Annotated in this window: 20 protein-coding genes and 1 pseudogene; 2 read left to right on the top strand and 19 right to left on the bottom strand. The window is 71.6% G+C overall.

The features are described 5' to 3' along the window. The 4 genes from AOM00_RS06065 to rimP form a co-directional block, all read right to left on the bottom strand. The coding region (locus tag AOM00_RS06065) for a translation initiation factor IF-2 N-terminal domain-containing protein (RefSeq protein WP_174442331.1) at positions 1-375 on the bottom strand (375 nt) is incomplete at its 3' end. Between the two features lie 92 nt (positions 376-467). Next, a complete protein-coding gene (locus AOM00_RS15175; protein WP_369345418.1) occupies positions 468-728 on the bottom strand; it encodes a YlxR family protein in 261 nt (86 codons plus the stop codon). A gap of 78 nt (positions 729-806) precedes the next feature. Continuing rightward, positions 807-1814: a transcription termination factor NusA gene (nusA, locus tag AOM00_RS06060; protein WP_062516927.1), complete on the bottom strand. Its 1008-nt coding sequence runs from the start codon at positions 1812-1814 to the stop codon at positions 807-809. A 3-nt stretch (positions 1815-1817) separates the two neighbouring features. Continuing rightward, positions 1818-2285 carry a ribosome maturation factor RimP gene (gene rimP, locus AOM00_RS06055; RefSeq protein ID WP_062516945.1) on the bottom strand — a complete coding sequence of 156 codons (468 nt, stop codon included), beginning with the start codon at positions 2283-2285 and terminating at the stop codon, positions 1818-1820. Between the two features lie 93 nt (positions 2286-2378). Here rimP and AOM00_RS06050 point away from each other — a divergent pair, with 93 nt between their 5' ends. After that, positions 2379-3311 (top strand): DUF4439 domain-containing protein, encoded by a 933-nt coding sequence (locus tag AOM00_RS06050; protein WP_156159058.1) that lies wholly within the window; start codon positions 2379-2381, stop codon positions 3309-3311. A 102-nt stretch (positions 3312-3413) separates the two neighbouring features. Here AOM00_RS06050 and AOM00_RS06045 read toward each other — a convergent pair whose 3' ends face one another. The 13 genes from AOM00_RS06045 to rpsB form a co-directional block, all read right to left on the bottom strand. Further along, positions 3414-5207, bottom strand: coding sequence for a proline--tRNA ligase (locus AOM00_RS06045; protein ID WP_062516944.1), 1794 nt, complete (start codon positions 5205-5207; stop codon positions 3414-3416). 134 nt (positions 5208-5341) lie between these two features. Beyond that, on the bottom strand, positions 5342-6712 hold the full coding sequence (locus AOM00_RS06040; RefSeq protein ID WP_062516925.1) for an S-layer homology domain-containing protein: 1371 nt from the start codon (positions 6710-6712) through the stop codon (positions 5342-5344). Positions 6713-6949: 237 nt separating this feature from the next. Beyond that, a complete protein-coding gene (locus AOM00_RS06035) occupies positions 6950-7870 on the bottom strand; it encodes a GNAT family N-acetyltransferase (RefSeq protein ID WP_062516924.1) in 921 nt (306 codons plus the stop codon). Further along, positions 7867-9000 carry a flavodoxin-dependent (E)-4-hydroxy-3-methylbut-2-enyl-diphosphate synthase gene (ispG, locus tag AOM00_RS06030; RefSeq protein ID WP_062516923.1) on the bottom strand — a complete coding sequence of 378 codons (1134 nt, stop codon included), beginning with the start codon at positions 8998-9000 and terminating at the stop codon, positions 7867-7869. Before ispG ends, AOM00_RS06035 begins: the two co-directional genes overlap by 4 nt. A gap of 57 nt (positions 9001-9057) precedes the next feature. Next, positions 9058-10368 (bottom strand): M50 family metallopeptidase, encoded by a 1311-nt coding sequence (locus AOM00_RS06025; protein ID WP_062516922.1) that lies wholly within the window; start codon positions 10366-10368, stop codon positions 9058-9060. 5 nt (positions 10369-10373) lie between these two features. Next, positions 10374-11528, bottom strand: a complete 1155-nt coding sequence (dxr, locus tag AOM00_RS06020; protein WP_062516921.1) for a 1-deoxy-D-xylulose-5-phosphate reductoisomerase — start codon at positions 11526-11528, stop codon at positions 10374-10376. Next, complete coding sequence (locus tag AOM00_RS06015) at positions 11525-12088, bottom strand: DivIVA domain-containing protein (protein WP_062516920.1); 564 nt, start codon at positions 12086-12088, stop codon at positions 11525-11527. The genes dxr and AOM00_RS06015 overlap by 4 nt, the downstream gene beginning before the upstream one ends. Next, entirely contained in the window at positions 12088-13200 is a 1113-nt protein-coding gene (rlmN, locus tag AOM00_RS06010; protein ID WP_062516919.1) for a dual-specificity RNA methyltransferase RlmN, read from the bottom strand. The genes AOM00_RS06015 and rlmN overlap by 1 nt, the downstream gene beginning before the upstream one ends. Further along, positions 13197-14264 (bottom strand): phosphatidate cytidylyltransferase, encoded by a 1068-nt coding sequence (locus AOM00_RS06005; RefSeq protein WP_062516918.1) that lies wholly within the window; start codon positions 14262-14264, stop codon positions 13197-13199. Before AOM00_RS06005 ends, rlmN begins: the two co-directional genes overlap by 4 nt. A gap of 31 nt (positions 14265-14295) precedes the next feature. Continuing rightward, the gene (gene frr, locus AOM00_RS06000) at positions 14296-14853 is read right to left on the bottom strand and encodes a ribosome recycling factor (protein WP_062516917.1); all 558 of its coding nucleotides are present in this window, start codon (positions 14851-14853) and stop codon (positions 14296-14298) included. A gap of 23 nt (positions 14854-14876) precedes the next feature. Then, on the bottom strand, positions 14877-15623 hold the full coding sequence (gene pyrH, locus AOM00_RS05995) for a UMP kinase (RefSeq protein ID WP_062516916.1): 747 nt from the start codon (positions 15621-15623) through the stop codon (positions 14877-14879). A 62-nt stretch (positions 15624-15685) separates the two neighbouring features. Next, positions 15686-16525: a translation elongation factor Ts gene (tsf, locus tag AOM00_RS05990; protein WP_062516915.1), complete on the bottom strand. Its 840-nt coding sequence runs from the start codon at positions 16523-16525 to the stop codon at positions 15686-15688. 11 nt (positions 16526-16536) lie between these two features. Beyond that, the gene (rpsB, locus tag AOM00_RS05985; protein ID WP_062301236.1) at positions 16537-17400 is read right to left on the bottom strand and encodes a 30S ribosomal protein S2; all 864 of its coding nucleotides are present in this window, start codon (positions 17398-17400) and stop codon (positions 16537-16539) included. On the opposite strand from rpsB, the pseudogene AOM00_RS15950 reads away from it, so the two are divergent. Next, positions 17384-18163: pseudogene (locus AOM00_RS15950) on the top strand (peptidoglycan DD-metalloendopeptidase family protein); the annotation flags it as partial. The gene rpsB and the pseudogene AOM00_RS15950 sit on opposite strands and share 17 nt — an antisense overlap. A gap of 83 nt (positions 18164-18246) precedes the next feature. On the opposite strand, the gene AOM00_RS15770 reads toward AOM00_RS15950, so the two are convergent. Further along, positions 18247-19062 (bottom strand): sigma-70 family RNA polymerase sigma factor, encoded by an 816-nt coding sequence (locus AOM00_RS15770; protein ID WP_062516913.1) that lies wholly within the window; start codon positions 19060-19062, stop codon positions 18247-18249. 14 nt (positions 19063-19076) lie between these two features. Then, complete coding sequence (locus AOM00_RS05970) at positions 19077-20003, bottom strand: tyrosine-type recombinase/integrase (protein ID WP_062516912.1); 927 nt, start codon at positions 20001-20003, stop codon at positions 19077-19079. Positions 20004-20020 lie beyond the last annotated feature (17 nt).

Below are 20020 nucleotides of genomic sequence, written 5' to 3'. Positions count from 1 at the left end.
GGCCTCGGCGGCCGGGGCCGCCTTCTCAGCGGCGGGCTTGGGCGCAGGCTTCGGGGCGGACTGCGGCGCGGGGGCCGGGGTCGGCTCCTCGGCGACAGGCGCCGCCTCGGGCGCGGGCTTGGGCGCGGGCTTGGGACCCGGCTTGGGGCCGGCCGCGGGCTTGGCGGCAGGCTTCGCCGACGCCGCCGGCTTCTCCGCCGCGGTGGCGGACGACTTGGTCGTGGGGAAGGCGTCGCGCGCCTTGCGCACCACGGGTGCCTCCAGGGTGGAGGACGGACCCTTGACGTACTCGCCGAGCTCGTTCAGCTTGGCGATCAGGTCCTTGCTCGAGACTCCGAGCTCCTTCGCGATCTCATGGACGCGGGGCTTTGCCACTTCTCTCCTGTCTCGGCTCGCCCAAGACAGGGTCGAGCCATCGTTACGGCTGGGTGCTCATCGTGAGATGCTCATCGCTTGGCCATGGGCTTTCATCCCGTCTGATTCGATGGTGGGCACGGTCCACGCTCACCGACCGTGAGGCCGGTGGCATCCAGCTCCGGCACGCGCAGTGCGCGCGGCAGGGCCCGACGCTTCAGCGCCTGCGCGAGGCATCCCGGGTCGGGGTGCAGCCAGGCTCCCCGGCCCGGCAGGCTGCGATGCTCATCGACGACCGCGAGGCCGTCCACGCTCACCACCCGCACAAGGACCGACCGAGACCCCCGACCCCTGCAGCCGACGCACGTCCGCACCGGTTCCTGGGAAGCGGTGGCGGGGGCGCCGACGTCACGTGACGGATCTCTCGGCTGCACCAGTCTAGCGGTTCCCGGTCAGCGGCCGGAACCGGCACGCCCGGGGACGTCCGGCTGCTCGTCCGAGCGGATGTCGATGCGCCAGCCCGTGAGGCGTGCGGCGAGGCGGGCGTTCTGCCCCTCCTTGCCGATCGCGAGCGACAGGTGGAAGTCGGGGACCACGACGCGCGCGGCACGGGCCTCCTCGTCCACCACGGTCACCGACACGACGCGCGACGGCGACAGCGCGTTGCCCACGAACGTCGCCGGGTCGTCGTCCCAATCGATGATGTCGATCTTCTCTCCGCGCAGCTCGCTCATCACGGCACGCACGCGCGATCCCATGGGGCCGATGCACGCGCCCTTGGCGTTGACGCCCGGCACGGTCGCGCGCACCGCGATCTTGGTGCGGTGACCCGCCTCGCGGGCGAGCGACATGATCTCGACGGTGCCGTCCGCGATCTCCGGGACCTCGAGCTCGAAGAGCTTGCGGACCAGGCCGGGGTGCGTCCTGGACAGCGTGATCGACGGGCCCTTCTGTCCGCGCCCGATCTCGAGCACGTAGCCCTTGAGACGCTCGCCGTGCACGTAGACCTCGGTGGGCACCTGCTCGTGCGGCGGCAGGATCGCCTCCACGTCGCCCAGGTCGACGTGGACGTTCTTGGGGTCGGACGACTGCTGGATCAGACCCGAGACGATCTGCCCCTCGCGGCCCGCGTACTCGCCCAGCACCGCATCGTCCCCCGCCTGGCGCAGGCGCTGGAAGATGACCTGGCGCGCGGTCGAGGTCGCGATGCGGCCGAAGTCCTTCGGGGTGTCGTCGAACTCGGGCATCTCGACGGGGTCCTGACCCTCCTCGGCGTCCTCCCGCGCGAGGATCGACACCTTGCCGGTCACACGGTCGAGGTGGGCGCGCGCGTGGCGGTAGGCGCCGGGGGTCTTGTGGTACGCCGAGACGAGCGCCTGCTCGATCGCGTCGACGAGCACGTCCAGACGGATGTCCTTCTCGCGCTCGAGGCCCCGCAGGGCCGCCATGTCGATGTCCATGTCCTAGTTCTCTCCCAGCCTCTTGAGCTCCACGACGATGCGTCCCTCGGTGACGTCCCCGAGCGGCACTCGCCGCTGCTCGCCGTCGACGTCGAGCACCAGCTCGTCACCGTCGACGTCGGTCAGGCGTCCTGTCACCGTGCCGTCCGCGAGGCGCAGCTCGAGGAGCCGCGTGCGGGCACGCAGGAAGTGACGGCGCTCCGTGAGGGCGCGGTCGGTGCCGGGGGTCGAGACCTCGAGGACGTACGGCGTGGAGGGCACGTTCGCCTCGTCGAGCGCGGCGCCGATGCTGCGGGAGGCCTCGGCGACCTTGTCCAGGTCGGCGCTGCCGACCTCGGTCTCGGGGAGGTCGACCGTCACGAGCACCCGCGAGCGCTTGCCCGCGGCGGTGACGTCCACCCCCTCGACGACAAGCCCGACGGCCTCCGCCGCCGGCGCGGCAAGCTCGATGATGCGTCCAGAGATGTCCATGGCATCGCCTCCCACGCGCGGCACGCGCTCCGTTCCTGAAATTCGGTCGGTCATATTCTAGGGCCCTGTCGGGGGCGTGTCATGATGGCGCCCATGACGCCCCCACCGCGACGCACGATGCGCCTGATCGCGGCCGTAGCCGGGCTCGCGACGCTCGCCGGCGGATGCTCGTGGCGCATGGAGACTCCGCCGATCCCGAGCCGCACGCCCACCCCGACCGTGGTGCTGCGCGACGCCGCCGCGGTGCGGGAGCAGGCGGTGATCGCCACCGCCGACTCCACCGAGGCCGGGCTGCTCGAGGCGGAGCTCGCACCCGAGCGGCTCGAGGCGCTCGGCGGCGTCTACGTCGAGTACCCGTCCGCCTCCCCCGCCCCCTCCCCGTCCGTCGAGGCCGCGACCTTCGCGGCAGCCGTCACCGAGGCGATCGACGGGGCGCTCGCCGACGCCGCCGACGCGGCCTCCGAGGATCCCGGGCTTGCCGCGATGCTGCGCTCGATCGCGCTCTCGCACGCGATGGCCACCACCTACGCCTCGCTCGCCGGCGCCGAGCCCGCGGAACGGACGATGCCCGGTTCGGGCGGCACCGGCCTCCTGCCGCGCGACGGGACAGCGGTCGACGGCGACCTGCTCGCACGGCTCGCGCTCGCGCACGACCAGGCCGCGTTCGCGTACGAGGTCGCGGCGGCGCGCGCCGAGGAGGATGAGCGCGCGGACGCCCTGAAGCGCTCCCGGATCCACGCGGCACGCGCCGACGCGCTCGTCGCGCTCCCCGGGGTCGAGGACCTGCGGGAGCCGCTGTACGACGTCGCGCCGGTCGACACCGCGTCGGCGACGGGCCGCGCGGCCATGGAGGTCGCGCTCGAGCTCGCGTTGTCCGAGGACTACGCCGCGCTCATCGACGGCGCCGACGATGCGGATGTCGCATGGATCCTCGACGCCGCGTACGACGCGTTCGCCGCCGCCGCTGCTCTGCCGGGATTCGACGCATCGTCCGTCCCGGTGCTCCCTGGTCTCACCACCTCGTGACACTCGCAACGGAGTTGACGGCGACACGCCGCCTCCATGGCCCTTCCGGGTCGCGTGAGGCGGCGTGTCGGGTCGAGATCCGTTGCCGGTGTCGGCAGGAGGTCAGCCAGCCAGCGCCCCCTTGACGCGCGCGGCGACGAAGGCCGCCGCATCGTCCACCGGGAGCGCCTCGCTGGAGCCCTCGGCCCGCACCTTGAGCTCGACGGTGCCCTCGGCGAGCCCGCGGCCCACCACCAGGATGAAGGGGGCGCCGATGAGCTCGGCATCCTTGAACTTCACGCCGGGCGAGACCTTGAAACGGTCGTCGTAGCAGACCTCGACACCGGCGGCCTCGAGCTCCGCGGCGAGCTTCGCCGAGGCCTCGAACACCGCATCGTCCTTGCCGGTCGCCACGACGTGCACCTGGTACGGCGCGACGTGGATGGGCCAGCGCAGGCCCAGCTCGTCGTGGTTGTTCTCCGCGAGCAGCGCGACGGCGCGCGTGACGCCGATGCCGTACGAGCCCATGGTCACCACCTGCTGCTTGCCGTTCTCGTCGAGCACCCGCAGGTCGAGCGCCTCGGCGTACTTCCGGCCCAGCTGGAAGATGTGGCCGATCTCGACGCCACGCGCGAGCTCGAGCGGGCCCGAGCCGTCGGGCGCCGGATCGCCGGCGCGGACGCTGGCCGCCTCGATGGTGCCGTCGGCGGTGAAGTCGCGGCCCATCGTGAGCTCGAAGACGTGCTTGCCGTGGACGTCGGCGCCGGTGATCCAGCGCGTGCCGTCGACGATGCGCGGGTCGACCAGGTACGGGATCGCCACGTCGCCCTCGTCGCCGCGGGCGACGCCCTCGGGGCGGGCCTGCGGGCCGAGCGCGCCGGGGCCGATGTAGCCCTTGGTCAGCTGCGGGTGCTTGGCGAAGTCCTCCTCGTTCGCCGCCTCGACGTCGAACGGCGCCAGCGCGGCCTCGAGGCGTGCCATGTCCGCGTCCCGGTCGCCGGGGATGCCCACGACGAGCAGCGAGCGCTCCCCCGTGGGCGACGTGAGGGCGAGCACCACGTTCTTGAGCGTGTCGGCCGCGGTCCACGCGCGGTCGGCGCGCGGGTGCGCGGCGTTCGCGGCGTTGACGAGCGTCTCGATGGTCGGGGTGTCGGGGGTGTCCTCGACGTGCGCGGCCGGGGCATCCGACCAGTCGACGGCGGCAGGCACCGGCGTGGTGACGGCCTCCACGTTCGCGGCGTAGCCGCCCGGAGAGCGCACGTACGTGTCCTCGCCCACCTCGGTGGGCGACAGGAACTCCTCCGACTTGGAGCCGCCCATCGCGCCCGACGTCGCGGTCACGATCACGTACTCGAGTCCCAGGCGGTCGAAGATGCGGATGTACGCCTCGCGCTGGGCCGCGTAGGAGGCGTCGAGGCCCTCGTCCGAGATGTCGAACGAGTACGAGTCCTTCATGATGAACTCGCGTCCGCGCAGCAGGCCCGCGCGGGGACGCGCCTCGTCGCGGTACTTGGTCTGGATCTGGTAGATCGTGAGCGGCAGGTCCTTGTACGACGAGTACAGGTCCTTCACCAGCAGCGTGAACATCTCCTCGTGCGTGGGCGCGAGCAGGTAGTCGCCGCCCTTGCGGTCGTGGAGGCGGAACAGGTTGGGGCCGTACTCGGTCCAGCGGCCGGTCGCCTCGTAGGGCTCGCGCGGGAGCAGCGCCGGGAAGTGCACCTCCTGGCCGCCCGCGGCGTCCATCTCCTCGCGCACCACGGCCTCGACCTTGGCGAGCACCTTGAGCCCCAGCGGCAGCCAGGTGTAGATGCCGGGCGCGGCCCGGCGGATGTAGCCGGCGCGGACCAGCAGCTGGTGCGACGCGACCTCGGCGTCGGCGGGGTTCTCGCGCAGCGTGCGCAGGAAGAGAGTGGACATGCGAAGCATGGGGACAAGGGTATCGGTCGCCCGGGGCGCACGATGCGGCGCGAACGCCGTCGCCGCGGCCGAGCGCGTATGCCCGCCGTGCCCACCGCGACCGGCGCGCGTCGCGCCAGCGGCGGGCGATGGCCTCAGACGCGCGAGAGCCGCACCAGGAAGAAGGCCATCTGCTGCCGCGTGAGGTCGTCCTCGTCACGGTACGTGCCGTCGTCGTGGCCGGTCGCGATGCCCTTCTCGTACACCCAGGAGATGGCGTCGTAGCCGGGGTCGCCCGGGTGGACATCGGGGAATGCGGGCGTGGCGGGCGGCGTGTAGCCAGGCTCACCCGCGAACCGGTAGAGGTAGAACGCCATCTGCCGGCGTGTGAGGGTGCGCATGTCCCGATACGTACCGTCCGGGTAGCCCGTCGCGATGCCCTCCTGCGCGACCCACACGATGGCCCGGTAGCCGGTGTCGCCGGGTTCGATATCGGTGAACGGCGACTGCGCGGGAAGCTCCACCGCGGGCGACCCCGCATACCTGTAGAGGAACATCGCCATCTGGCGCCGCGTCAGCCCGTTGACGCCGCGGAAGCTGCCGTCGTCGTAGCCCTTGGCGATGCCACGCGCTCCGATCCACGAGACCGCGCCGAATGCGCCGTCGTGCCCCTGCACGTCCTTGAAGTGCGCGACATCGACCTGCTGGCCTCGGACCCGGGACCTCACTGTCACGAGCGTGGCGGGGACGTTGCGCGGCCCGAGGATGAGGATGCTCCCGGCCGCGTCCTCGTGGACCCGTCGGAGGAGATCGTCGTAGTTGCCGAACCAGAAGTCGTCGCCGGTGTATCCCTGCCACCCCTCAGGCGTGCGCAGGTTCGCCGGGACGATGCGCAGGACGTAGTCCTCCCCCACCTCCACCTCGTCGAGCACCGCCGTCCCACCGGGACGGGTGCAGTCGATCGAGACGGGCATCTCCCACTGCTCAGGATGCTCCGCATTATGGGTGTTCCTGGCGATGGCGTCCTGTGTGCTCTCGCTCAACGGGTACCCGTACGCGGCGACGCACAGCACGTCGGTGCTCCAGGCCTCCTTGCCCTGGACCCGCACCATGAGCGGCGTCGATGCGTCGAGGGCGACGTCCCAGGCGCGCACCGTGCTGGGCGATGAGGACGAGATCCAGATACGTCCTGGGAACGCGGACCCGCCAAGTCCGAGGAAGCCGCTCTCGCTGTACTCCGCCCACTGGACCGAGCGTCGGGGAACGCCGCCGACAAGGACCTTGTAGCCGCCCGCCTTGACGTCCTCGAAGCGGTAGGCGCCGTCCTCGATGCCGACCCTTTCGACCAGGTCGCCCTTCCAGGTGAAGAGCTTCGCCCAGCCGGCGTCGACGTCGCCGCCGGTCACCGTGCCCGCGATGGTGCGGGTGACCGCGCCCTCCGCTGCGGACGGCACGCCGAGGACGATCAGGAGCGCGGCGACGAGCGCCGCCGCGAGACGTGCGGTCCTGGATGTGTGCGCGAGCATGCGATCCCCCCAGACACCGCAGGTCCGGCTCGGCGAGCCCGCCTCACCCATGGCATCGCGTGCCACGCTAGCAGCGGCACCAGGGCTTTCGCCCCGGTGCCGTCGAGCGTGACCCCATTGTGACCTCGACGCTCCGAGCACCGCCCGGCGTCGCGTCGCCACGGCCTCCGTGGGGCGGGGCACCACGCCTTCGGGAGATGGCGCGCGGACCCGACGGGTCGAGCTGTCCGCCTCGCCCTAGAACATCACGGTCGCGAAGGTCCCCACGCGTGCGAAGCCGACCGCGTCGTACGTGCGGATCGCGACCGGGTTGAAGTCGTTCACGTAGAGGCTCACGGTGGGCGCGAGGCGCTCACGCACCAGGTCGACCGTCGCGGCCATGCCCGCGCGCGCGAGGCCCCGGCCCCGCACCGCAGGGTGCACCCACACGCCTTGGACCTGCGCGACCCCGCCTCCGAGGGCGCCCACCTCGGCCTTGAAGACCACCTGGCGCGACCCGTTCACGGTGCCGAGCTGCACGAAGGAACGGCCGGCACGGATGAGGTACCGCAGCCGCTCCTCGTATCCCGCGCGCCCGTGCTGGAGGGGGTCGTAGCCCACCTCCCCGATGAACATGTGCACGCATGCCGGGAGCAGCACGTCGTAGTCGTCCAGCGTCGACTCGCGCACCTCCTCGAGCGCGAGGTCGGCGGCGTCGAGGCCCTCGACGCGCGTGGGCTCGCCAGAGATCGCCATCGAGACCTGTCGCGCGCGCACCTCCCGTGCGGGACCCCACCACGGCTCGACGCGGCCCCACAGGTCGAGCGTCACGTCGGCGGGGCCCACGAGCGCCGCGGGTCGGGTGAGCCGCGCGATGGCTCCCGCCGCGACCTCGGCCCGCAGCGCATCGTCCTCCTCGGGGTCGCCGGAGGGCAGCACCGCGCACAGGTTGGCGCCGTTCCACACCACGCCGATGAGCGCCGAGTGGAGCCCGGACCGCCGCCGCACCCCCCACAGCGAGCCCGGCATGACGCCCGAGGCGCGTGCGGCCTCGAGATGCATGAGCGGCACCACGTGCGCCACCGCATCGGTGGCCGCGAGCTCGATCGCGGAGTCGACGTCGCGTCGCTGCAGGGGCGCCAGCGAATGCTGCGCACGCCTGAGCAACGAGTCCGTCATGACGCGGCGATCACCTCCGGGGACGCACCCTCGACGGGCTCCATCGTCTCGGCGATCTTCATCGCCTCCTCGATGAGGGTCTCCACGATGTCCTTCTCGGGCACCGTCTTGATGACCTCGCCCTTGACGAAGATCTGGCCCTTGCCGTTGCCCGAGGCCACGCCGAGGTCCGCCTCGCGCGCCTCGCCGGGCCCGTTGACCACGCAGCCCATGACGGCGACGCGCAGCGGCACCTCCATGCCCTCGAGGCCCGCGGTGACCTTCTCCGCGAGCTCGTAGACGTCCACCTGGGCGCGGCCGCACGAGGGGCACGACACGATCTCGAGCTTGCGGGGGCGCAGGTTGAGCGCCTGAAGGATCTGGATGCCGACCTTGACCTCCTCGACCGGAGGCGCGGACAGGGACACGCGGATGGTGTCGCCGATGCCCTGGCTCAGGAGCGCGCCGAAGGCCGTCGCGGACTTGATGGTCCCCTGGAAGGCCGGACCCGCCTCGGTCACGCCGAGGTGCAGCGGCCAGTCGCCGCGCTCGCTCAGCATCTCGTAGGCGCGCACCATCACCACGGGGTCGTTGTGCTTGACCGAGATCTTGAAGTCGTGGAAGTCGTGCTCCTCGAACAGGCTGGCCTCCCACACGGCGGACTCCACCAGGGCTTCCGCGGTGGGCTTGCCGTACTTGTCGAGCAGCCGCTTGTCCAGCGAGCCGGCGTTGACGCCGATGCGGATCGACGTGCCGTGGTCCTTGGCCGCCTGCGCGATCTCCTTGACCTGGTCGTCGAACCTCTTGATGTTGCCCGGGTTGACGCGGACCGCGGCGCAGCCGGCCTCGATCGCGGCGAACACGTACTTGGGCTGGAAGTGGATGTCCGCGATGACCGGGATGTTGGACTTCCTGGCGATCGCGGGCAGGGCGTCGGCGTCGTCCTGCGTGGGGCAGGCCACGCGCACGATGTCGCAGCCGGCCGCCGTGAGCTCCGCGATCTGCTGGAGCGTCGCGTTCACGTCGTGGGTCTTGGTGGTGCACATCGACTGCACCGACACCGGTGCGTCGCCGCCCACGTACACGTCGCCCACCTTGATCTTGCGCGTCTTGCGGCGCGGGGCGAGCACGGGTGCAGGCATGGCGGGCATGCCGAGTCCGATGGCTGTCACGTTGTCAGTATCTCCCAGGGTCGTGTGCGGGCTTGGTCAGACCACGCTGATGGGTACGACGATGTCCGCGTAGATGAGGATGGCGCCCATGACGAGCAGCAGCGCGAAGACCCCGTAGGCGACGGGCATCATGCGCGCGACGTCCACGGGCGCCGGGCGGGGCAGGCCGCGCAGGCGCGCCCACCCGTTCTTGACCGCCTGCCACAGCGCCGAGGCGATGTGGCCGCCGTCGAGCGGCACCAGCGGGATCATGTTGAAGGCGAAGAGGGCGAGGTTGAGGCTGCCGAGCAGCATGAGCTCGTCGGCGATCTTGGCGCCGATGCCGTAACCGTCGACGTCGGCGGAGCTGATCTCGCCCGCGATGCGCCCGACTCCGACCACGCTCACGAGCGAGTCGGTCGAGCGCTCCTCGACGCCCGCGGCGGCGAGGGCGACGTCGTAGACCTTCTGCGGCAGGTGCACCACCGCGTCGACCGTCGCCCCGAGCACGTAGGCGGTGTACTCGGCACCCGACGTGACGCTGTGCACCGTGGTGCTCTCGGGCGCGATGCCCACGAAGCCGACCTCGTGCGTCATCGGGTCACCGTTGGCATCCGTCACCACGGCGCCGGCGTCGTCGTAGACGTAGCGCTCGCTCAAGGCGGGCGTGACCGGGATGTCCATGGCGCTGCCGTCGCGCTCGACGCCGAGGACGATCTCCTGGCCGGGCCGGTCCGCGACGTAGGCCGTGAACTCGTCCCACGTGCTGATCGCGGTGCCGTCGACCGCCGTGACCGTGTCTCCCGCCTGGAGGCCGGCCGCGGCGGCAGGCGCGGCCGGATCATCCGCGGTGCACTCGGTCTGGCCGGCGGGTGCCACGCACGCGGACAGGCTGTTGATGGTGAGGGTCGGCTCGCCCGGGGTGCCCATGACGAGAAACACGCCGGTGAACAGCAGCAGCGCGATCACCAGGTTGACGAACGGTCCGCCGAACATCACGATCGCCTTGCGCCACCACGTGAGGTGGTAGAAGGCGCGATGGTCCTCACCCTCGGGGATCTCCTCCACCGAGGCCTCGCGGGTGTCCGCGATGAGCTGCGCGATGCGGCCCGTGCCCTTGACGGGCTTGACACGTTCGGCGGGCGGGATCATCCCGATGAGCTTGACGTAGCCGCCCAGCGGGATCGCCTTGACGCCGTACTCGGTCTCCTTGCCCTTGCGGGACCAGATCTTGGGCCCGAAGCCCACGAAGTACTCGCTCACGCGGACCCCGAAGCGCTTGGCGGGCAGCATGTGGCCCAGCTCATGCAGCGCCACCGACACCAGCAGCCCGACGATGAGCACCAGCCAGCCCACGACCTCAGCCATACGTTCTACTCTCCCACTCCTGCGATGACCTCGTGTGCACGCGTGCGCGCCCACCGCTCGGCCTCGTCCACCGCGTCGAGCGTGACGCTCGACGGGGCCTCGTACGCCTCCACAACGCGCCGGACCGTGTCGACGATCCCGAGGAACGGGAGCGCGCCGTCGACGAACGCCTGCACGCACTCCTCGTTGGCGGCGTTGAAGACGGCCGGATGCAGGGACGATGCGGCGACCGCGTCCCGCATGAGGCGGATCGCGGGGAACGCGTCCTCGTCGAGCGGCTCGAAGGTCCACGCGGTGGCCGCGGTCCAGTCGAGCCGGGGCGCGACGTCCGCGAGCCGCTCGGGCCAGCTCAGCCCGAGCGCGATGGGCAGCCGCATGTCCGGCGGCGAGGCCTGCGCGATGGTCGCGCCGTCGACGAACTCGACCATGGAGTGCACGATCGACTGCGGGTGCACCACCACGTCGATGCGGTCCATGGGGATGTCGAAGAGCAGGTGCGCCTCGGCCACCTCGAGGGCCTTGTTCACCATCGAGGCCGAGTTGATGGTCACCACGGGGCCCATGTCCCAGTTGGGGTGGGCCAGCGCATCGGCCGGCGTCACGTGCGCGAGCGATGCGCGCGAGCGGCCGCGGAACGCGCCGCCCGAGGCGGTCACCACCAGCCGGCGGACCTCGCCGTGCGTGCCCGAGCGCAGCGACTGCGCGAGCGCGGAGTGCTCGGAGTCGACAGGGACGATCTGATCGTCGCGCCGCTTCGCGGCGAGCACCAGCGCGCCCCCCGCGACCAGCGACTCCTTGTTGGCGAGCGCGAGCGTCGAGCCGGACTCGAGAGCGGCGAGCGTGGGGCGCAGCCCCACCGAGCCCGTCATGCCGTTGAGCACCACGTCGGCGCCCAACCGCGCGGCCTCCACCACCGCATCGGCCCCGCCGCGCACCTCGATCCCGGGCAGCGCATCGGCGATGGGCGCGACGGCCTCCTGCCGCGCGACCGCGACGTAGCGGGGACGATGCGCGAGCGCCTGCGCGATGATGGCGTCGGGGTCGGAGCCGCCGGCGGCGAGCGCCACGACGTCGAGCCGCTCGGGATGGCGCGCGACCACGTCGAGCGCCTGTGTCCCGATGGAACCGGTGGAGCCCAGCAGGGAGACGGTGCGGGTCATCCCTCGGCGACGCCGAGCAGGATGTCGACCATGCGCGCCAGGAACGCGTCGACGGTGCCCTCGTCGTAGGCACGCGAACCGTGCGCCGAGCGGAACGTCGCACCGCGGACCTCGTCCGCCGTCAGCGGGGCGCCGCGGTCGAAGAAGGCGGTGACCCGCGCCAGGAGCTCGTCGACGTCGGACGCGCGGTAGCCGGTGCTCACCAGCGACGGGTGCGCGAAGCGCTCGCCGCCGGGGCGGCGCAGACGCGGGTACAGCGTCTGCGCGCGGGTCGCGAGCTCCTGCATCCAGGCGTCCTGGCCGTTCGCGCGCACGTAGGTCTCGCGCTGGCGTCCCACGAAGGCGGTCTCGAGGCGGTCGAGCGCGGCGTCCACCGCCGAGGTGTCATAGCCCCCGTGCTTGAGGTCGAACGCCATGCGACGCACGTCGAGCGGCTCGAGCGCCTTCTCCGCCTCGCCGGGACGCTCGTACGCCGCGCGCGCCAGGTCGAAGAACTCCTCGACCTGCGTGGTGTTGTAGCCGAGCTTGAGTGAGCCCACCTTGGGGAACAGGACAGTCATCACCTCTCCTTGATGGCCAGCTGGCCGCACGCGCCGTCGATGTCGCTTCCCCGAGTATCCCTGATGGTCGTGGGAATCCCGTGCATTCTGAGGATGCGGACGAACTCCTGCTCGACCTTGGGGTCGGACGCCGTCCACTTGGAGCCCGGCGTCGGGTTGAGCGGGATGGGGTTGACGTGGACCCACCCGTCGCCGCGCGCGTTGAGCTTCTTCGCGAGCAGCTCCGCGCGGTGCGCGTGGTCGTTGATGTCGCGGATCAGCGCGTACTCGATGCTGACCCGGCGCCCGGTGGCGTCGAAGTACCGGCGAGCGGCGTCGAGCGCCTCGTCGACCTTCCAGCGGGCGTTGATCGGCACCAGCGAGTCGCGGAGCTCGTCATCCGGCGCATGGAGGCTCAGCGCGAGCGTGACCGGGATCCCCTCCCCCGCGAGACGGTCGATGCCCGTGACGAGGCCCACGGTCGACACGGTCACGTGCCGGGCGGACAGCCCGAACCCGTCGGGAGCGGGGCTGGTGAGCGCACGCACGGCGGTCATCACCGCGGCGTAGTTCGCGAGCGGCTCGCCCATGCCCATGAACACCACGTTCGACAGGCGGACGGGGTCGCCTCCCAGCTCGCCGTCGCGCGCCTGCTTGGCCGCGAGCCGCACCTGCTCGATGATCTCGCCCGCGGAGAGGTTGCGGGTCAGGCCCATCTGGCCCGTGGCGCAGAACGGGCACGCCATGCCACAGCCGGCCTGGCTGGTGACGCACAGCGTCGCGCGGTCGGGGTACTTCATCAGCACCGACTCGACCTTGGCGTTGTCGATGAGGTTCCACAGCGTCTTCATGGTCGCGCCGTCGTCCGCCGTGAGCTGCGTGACGTGCGTGAGCAGCGGCGGGAACAGCTCGCCCACGAGCGTGTCGCGGGCGGTCGCCGGGAGGTCCGTCATGTCCGTGGGGTCGACCGTGAGGTGGTCGTAGTAGTGGGTCGCGAGCTGCTTCGCGCGGAAGGCCGGCTGGCCCAGCTGCTTGAGCGCATCGACCCGCTCGACGGGGTCCAGGTCCGCGAAGTGGCGCGGCGGCTTGCCGCGGCGCGGCGCGAGCATCGGGAGGGTGGGCAGCGAGGTCATAGGGTCCCCAGGAACGATGGAAGGGCGAAGACGACGTAGGCCGCGGCCGCCGCCGGGAGCAGGGAGTCGAGGCGGTCGAGGATCCCCCCGTGGCCGGGGATGACGCTCGACATGTCCTTGACGGCGAGGTCGCGCTTGAGCACGGACTCGGCGAGATCGCCGAGCACCGCGGCGACCACGCATGCGGCACCCACGAGGGCGCCCAGGGCCCAGCGGCCGTCGAGCAGCACGTAGGCGCCGACGGACGCGCCGACGATGCCGAAGAGCGCACCTCCGATGGCGCCTTCCCAGGTCTTGTTCGGGCTGACCCGCTCGAGCAGCTTGCGCCGGCCGAGCAGCATGCCGGTGAACAGCGCGAACGTGTCGTTGAAGACCACGGCGATCATCACCACCATGATCCGCTGCCAGCCGTCGTCCGACAGCTCGATGAGCAGCATGAAGGACCCGAGGAACGGGATCCACGTGAGCGTGAGGATGCTCACCAGGGAGTCCGCCATGGTGTTCTCGACGCGGTCGTCGACGATGCGCCAGGCGACCACGCCCGCGCAGGCGACGAGCAGCGCGACCACCAGGCCCTCGCCCCCGCCGTACCACGTGGCGACGCCCATGCCGACGGTCGCCACCAGGACGGGGGTCAACGCGATGTGCATCCCGTGCCGCGCGAGCGCGGCGCGCCACTCGATGATCGCGGCGATGCAGAAGCCGTAGATCGCGATGGCGAAGGCAAGGGGGTCCCACCACGCCGTCGCGAGCGCGCCGACGCCGAGGACCGCGCCCACGACGGTCGCGAGACCCAGGTTGCGTCCCCCTCGCTTGCGGGGCGCCGGCACGGCGTCCGGGAGGGGGACGGTCACGTCGACCGGGTCGACGGCATCGTCCTCCGCCGCGTCGCGCGCGACCACGGGGGACTCGGCCCGGGCCACCGCCTCGGCCACCTGCGGGACGGGCTCCCCGACGGGCGAGGCGTTCACGGGGGCGAACATGGGCGTGCCGACAGGGGCCCCGAGCGGGGCGTCCTGCTCCGAGGTGTCGAGGTCCGCCTCGCGGCGGCGCCCCCACCTCATGAGACGCCCTGTCGCACGGTCGCGTCAGGCATCAGACCGCCAGGAGCTCGCTCTCCTTGTGGGCGAGCAGGGCGTCGATCGCGTCGACGTGCTTCTTGGTGAGCGCGTCGAGCTCCTTCTCCGCGCGCGTGCCCTCGTCCTCGCCGGCCTCGCCGTCCTTGACGGCGGCGTCGATCTGGTCCTTCGCCTTGCGGCGCATGTTGCGGATGGTGACGCGCGACTCCTCGGCCTTGGCCTTGGCGAGCTTCACGTAGTCGCGGCGGCGCTCCTCCGTGAGCTGCGGGAGGACCACGCGCAGCACGTTGCCGTCGTCGGACGGGTTGACGCCCAGGTCCGAGTTCCGCAGGGCGGTCTCGATCTCCTTCTTGGCGCTCGCGTCGTACGGCGCGATGACCACGGTGCGGGCCTCGGTCACGTTGATCGACGCGAGCTGCTGGAGCGGCGTGGGGGCACCGTAGTAGTCGACGGCGATCGACGCGAACATCGCGGAGCTCGCCTGGCCGGTGCGGATCTTCCCGAAGTTGTCCTTCGCGACGGCCACAGCCTGGTCCATGTTCTCCTCGGCCTCGAGGAGGATCATCTCAGTCACGCTTGTCTCCTAACGGTGCGGCGTCAGGCCGTCACCAGGGTTCCGATTCTCTCACCCAGGAGGGCGCGAGTCACATTTCCAGGGGTGTCGAGGCCGAACACCTGCATGGGCATCCGGTTGTCCATCGCGAGCGAGAAGGCGGCGGCGTCCATCACGGCAAGCCGCTTCTGGAGCGCCTCGCCGTACGTCACATGCTCGAGCCGCTCCGCATCGGCGTGCTTGCGAGGGTCGGCCGAGTACACGGCGTCGACGCCGTTCTTGCCCATGAGCACCTCGGAGCACCGGGTCTCAAGCGCACGCTGGAGCGACACGGTGTCCGTGGAGAAGTACGGCATGCCCGCGCCCGCGCCGAAGATCACGACGCGGCCCTTCTCCATGTGCCGGATGGCGCGAAGCGGAAGGTACGACTCGGCGACCTGGCCCATGGTGATGGCGGTCTGCACGCGCGTGGTGACGCCCGCCTGCTCGAGGAAGTCCTGCAGCGCGAGCGCGTTCATCACGGTGCCGAGCATGCCCATGTAGTCGGCACGGGAGCGCTCCATGCCGCGCTCGGAGAGCTCGGCGCCGCGGAAGAAGTTGCCACCGCCGACGACGATCGCCACCTGCACGCCCTGCCGGACGGCATCCGCGATCTCGCGCGCGACACGGCTCACCACGTCGGGGTCGAGCCCCAGCTGCCCCCCGCCGAACATCTCGCCGGAGAGCTTGAGAAGCACGCGGCGCGCCGCCTGGGGCTCCTTGCCCGGGATCAGATCGCTGGTCTCGGACACGGATTCCTCCTGACGGCGCGCCGCGCCTTGCTCATATATGGGTGGTGGGGAAAGGCTAAGCCTTAGGCTCCCACACGGAAGCGGGCGAAGGCGACAACAGCGCCACCCGTCTCCGCCACGACCTTGCCGACCGTGGTCTTCGGGTCCTTGGCGAACGCCTGCTCGAGCAGCACGTTCTCCTTGAACCAGCCGTTGAGGCGGCCCTCGATGATCTTCGGGAGCGCGGCCTCGGGCTTGCCCTCCGCACGCGAGACCTCCTCGGCGACGCGACGCTCGTTGGCGACGGTCTCCTCCGGGGCGTCCTCACGGGTGAGGTACGCGGGCGAGTACGCCGCGGTGTGCATCGCGACGTCCTTGGCCACCGAGGCGGCCGCGGCGTCGGTGCCCACGAGGACGCCGACCTGGGCCGGGAGGTCCTTGTTGGTGCGGTGGAGGTACTCGGTCACGACCGGCGCCTCGATGCGCGCCACGCGACGCAGCACGATCTTCTCGCCCAGCGTGCCCGCGGCCTCGTCGATGAACGTGCCGACGGTCTTGCCGTCGATGTCGGCCGCGAGGGCCTCCTCGGCGTTCGTGGCGCCGGCGGCGACCACGGCCGCGAGGACCTGCTCGGCGAGGCCGATGAACTTCTCGTTCTTCGCGACGAAGTCGGTCTCGGAGTTGAGCTCGAGGAGCGTGCCGACCTGGCCGCCGTCCGCGTCCTGGATGGAGCTGAGGACGAGGCCCTCGGAGGCCGAACGGCCCTCGCGCTTGGCGACGCCCTTCAGGCCCTTGATGCGAAGGATCTCGACAGCCTTCTCCTGGTTGCCATCGGCCTCGTCGAGCGCCTTCTTGACGTCGAGCATGCCGGCACCCGTGCGCTCGCGGAGCGCCTGGATGTCAGCGACGGTGTAGTTCGCCATGGGATGCGTCCTTACTTCTCGTCGGCCGCGGCCTCGGTGGCCTCGGCGGCGGGGGTGGTCTCGGCGGCGGGGGCCTCCTCGGCCTTCTCCTCCGCCTTCGCGCCGTCGAGGAGCTCCTGCTCCCACTCGGCGAGGGGCTCGGCGTCGCCGGTCGCCTCGGCCTCGGCACCGGTGGTGCCGCCCGAGTGACGCAGGCGGATGCCCTCGGCGACCGCGTCCGCGATCACGCGGGTGAGCAGGCCCACCGAGCGGATGGCGTCGTCGTTGCCGGGGATGCCGTACGCGACGTGGTCGGGGTCGCAGTTGGAGTCGAGGATGCCGACGACGGGGACGCCGAGCTTCTTCGCCTCGTCGACCGCGAGGTGCTCCTTGTTGGTGTCGACGATCCACACGACGGACGGCACCTTGGCCATGTCGCGGATGCCGCCGAGGGTCTTGTCGAGCTTCTCCATCTCGCGGCGGAGGTTGAGCAGCTCCTTCTTGGTGCGGCCCGAGCCGGCGACGTCGTCGAAGTCGATCTCCTCGAGCTCCTTGAGACGCTGCACGCGCTTGCTCACCGTCTGGAAGTTGGTGAGCATGCCGCCCAGCCAGCGCTCGTTGACGTAGGGCATGCCCACGCGCTTGGCCTGCTCGGCGATCTGCTCCTGCGCCTGGCGCTTGGTGCCGACGAACAGCACGGTGCCGCCGTGGGCGACGGTGTCGCGCACGAACGAGTACGCGGCGTCGATCTTCGCGAGCGACTGCTGCAGGTCGATGATGTAGATACCGTTGCGCTCGGTGAAGATGAAACGCTTCATCTTGGGGTTCCAGCGGCTGGTCTGGTGACCGAAGTGGACACCCGAGTCGAGCAGCTGGCGCATGGTCACGACGGCCATGGCACTTCCTTTCGCACGCGCGCTGCGCGTGCTTCTTTCGGTGGCGCCCCTGGGGGCGCCTGTTTCGGTTGACGATGCGGGCCGGGTGGCTCGCATCCCTGGCGCCAACGCGGTCGGGCACCGATTGCTCGGACCTCGCCCTTCCGGCGCCTCCGACGGGAGGCGAATGACGCGCGACGTCATCCGGGCATGCCGGATGCGGGTTCTAGAGTACCGGACGCGCGGGCCTCGCGACGACCTCGGGCGATGTGCACGGCTCCGTGTCGCGGGATGCCCATCCCCTGGCGCTCCCCCGTGCCTGCGCCGGACGCGCGCCCGGCCCGAGCATCGTCCCATGGGACCTCGACTGCGCGCCTCGCTCGCGCTCGTGCTGGCCGCCGCGCTGACCGCGTCGGCATCGGCCACCGCAGCGCCGCCGGCGCTGTCCTCTCCGCTCGCGCCGATGCGGGCGCACGCCCTCTTCGTCGCGCCGGCTCAACCGTGGGCGGCCGGGCATCGAGGGATCGACCTCGAGGCGGTGCCCGGTCAGGCGGTGACGGCGCCCGGGCCCGGGGTGGTGGCGTTCGCCGGACGCGTGGTGGACCGTGGCGTGGTGACGGTCGACCACGGGAACGGCGTGGTGACATCCCTCGAGCCCGTTGCGGAGCCGCCCGCGGTCGGCACCGCGGTGGCCCGCGGAGAGGAGGTCGGGGTGGTCGGCAGCGAGCCGGGCCACTGCGCGCCTGCCACGTGCCTCCACTGGGGGGTGCGGGTCGATGGCGGCTACACCGACCCGCTCGACCTCCTCGAGGGCTTCGGCCCGGTCAGGCTGCTGCCGCTCGCTCCGGCGTCAGGCGACGTCGGCGCTCAGGAGAAGGCGCCGGTGCGGACCAGCGACTCCCGCAGCTTCTTCACCGCGGCCGAGTGGATCTGCGACACGCGCGACTCCGTCACGCCCAGGATCGATCCGATCTGCGCGAGCGTGAGGTTCTCGTAGTAGTAGAGGCGCAGGACCTCCTGCTCGCGGTCCCGCACGCCCTGCACCGCGGCGGCGAGGAGCGTCGAGGTCTCACGGGCCTCGAGCCGTGCGGAGGCCTGCACCATCGCGGACGACCCGAGCGTGGGGATGGGCTGCGTATCGGGCTCGGCCGGCATGCCGTCGAGCGCGGCGACGTGCGAGAGCGCGACCTGGGCGCGCACGGTCCGCACCTCGGCCGTCTCCCATCCGAGGTGCTGCGCGACGTCCTCGTCCGTCACGGGTCGGAGCAGCTCCTGCTCGAGCGAGCGCGTCGCGTGCTCGAGGGTCTTCGCCTTGGACCGCACCGAGCGCGGGACCCAGTCCGCAGCACGGAGCTCGTCGATGATCGCGCCGCGGATACGCGTCGACGCGTAGGTCTCGAACTTGAAGCCACGCGCCGCCTCGAAGCGCTCGACGGCGTCGATGAGGCCGAACATGCCGTAGGAGACGAGGTCGGCGAGCTCGACGGTGTCGGGGAGCTTGCCGATCATGCGCGTCGCGACATGGGTCACGAGCGGCGCGTAGTGCGTGATGAGGGCGTCGCGCGCGGCGGGGGCGTCGGCGCCCCGTGCCGCGAGCAGCTCCCACCACTCGGTGGTCGCGTCGGGGACGGCCAGCGGCGTCTCCGGCTCGGCCTCGGACAGCATCGTGTTGAGCTCGTTCATATCGGCGTCTCCCTCTAGGCGCGCGGATGGGCGAGGTGGTAGGCGGCGCGGAGCCGCTCGGCGGATACATGCGTGTAGCGCTGGGTCGTGGCGAGGCTCGCGTGACCCAGGACCTCTTGGACGCTCCGCAGGTCGGAGCCTCCCGTGAGCAGATGCGTCGCTGCGGTGTGACGCAGCGCGTGCGGCGCGACCTCCGCGACCCCGGCGAGCCTGCAGAGCTCGTGGACGGCCTCGCGCACCTGGCGCTGGTCGACCCTCAGCCCGCGACGGCCCAGGAACAGCGCGGAGTCCGTCGCGGCGCCGACCAGCTCCGGCCGGCCGCGCTCGATCCACTCCGCAAGCGCGGCAGCGGCGGGTGTCCCGAAGGGCACCACGCGCTCCTTGTCTCCCTTGCCGACCACGCGCACCAGCAGCTGGTCGAGGTCGAGGTCGGCAAGGTCGATCCCCGCGAGCTCGCCCACGCGCATCCCGGTCGCGTACAGCAGCTCGACCGCCGCCCAGTCGCGCAGGTGCACCGCTGAGCCGTCGTCGGCGCGGGTGCGCGCGACCTCGAGCAGCGTCACCACGTCGCTCGGCGACAGCACGGTCGGCAGCACCGTGGCGGGTCGCGCGGAGGCGAGGCGCAGAGCAGGGTTGGGGACGATGCGGTCCGTGTCGGCCGCCCACGCGAAGAAGGCACGGGCGGCGGCACCGCGGCGCGCCAGCGTGGTCCGGCTGAGACCCTCCTCCGCCATCGCCGCGAGCCACGTGCGCAGGTCGGCGAGGGTCACGGCCGTCAGCGCGGCGTCCAGGCCGTCACCGGCGGCGCCCAGATGCGTGCCGAGGTGCACCAGGTCGCCGAGGTAGGCGCGCACCGTGTTCCCCGAGAGGCCGCGCTCGTGGCGCAGGTGCCTCTCGAAGGCGGCGAGCAGCTCGCTCGCGGCGGCGTCCGTGGTGACCATGCGGCCACCATGGCACC

This window comes from Demequina gelatinilytica, assembly GCF_000971115.1.
Lineage (GTDB): Bacteria > Actinomycetota > Actinomycetes > Actinomycetales > Demequinaceae > Demequina > Demequina gelatinilytica.
Note: the sequence above shows the minus strand (reverse complement) of the source record. Positions and strands in the feature narration are given on the sequence as shown.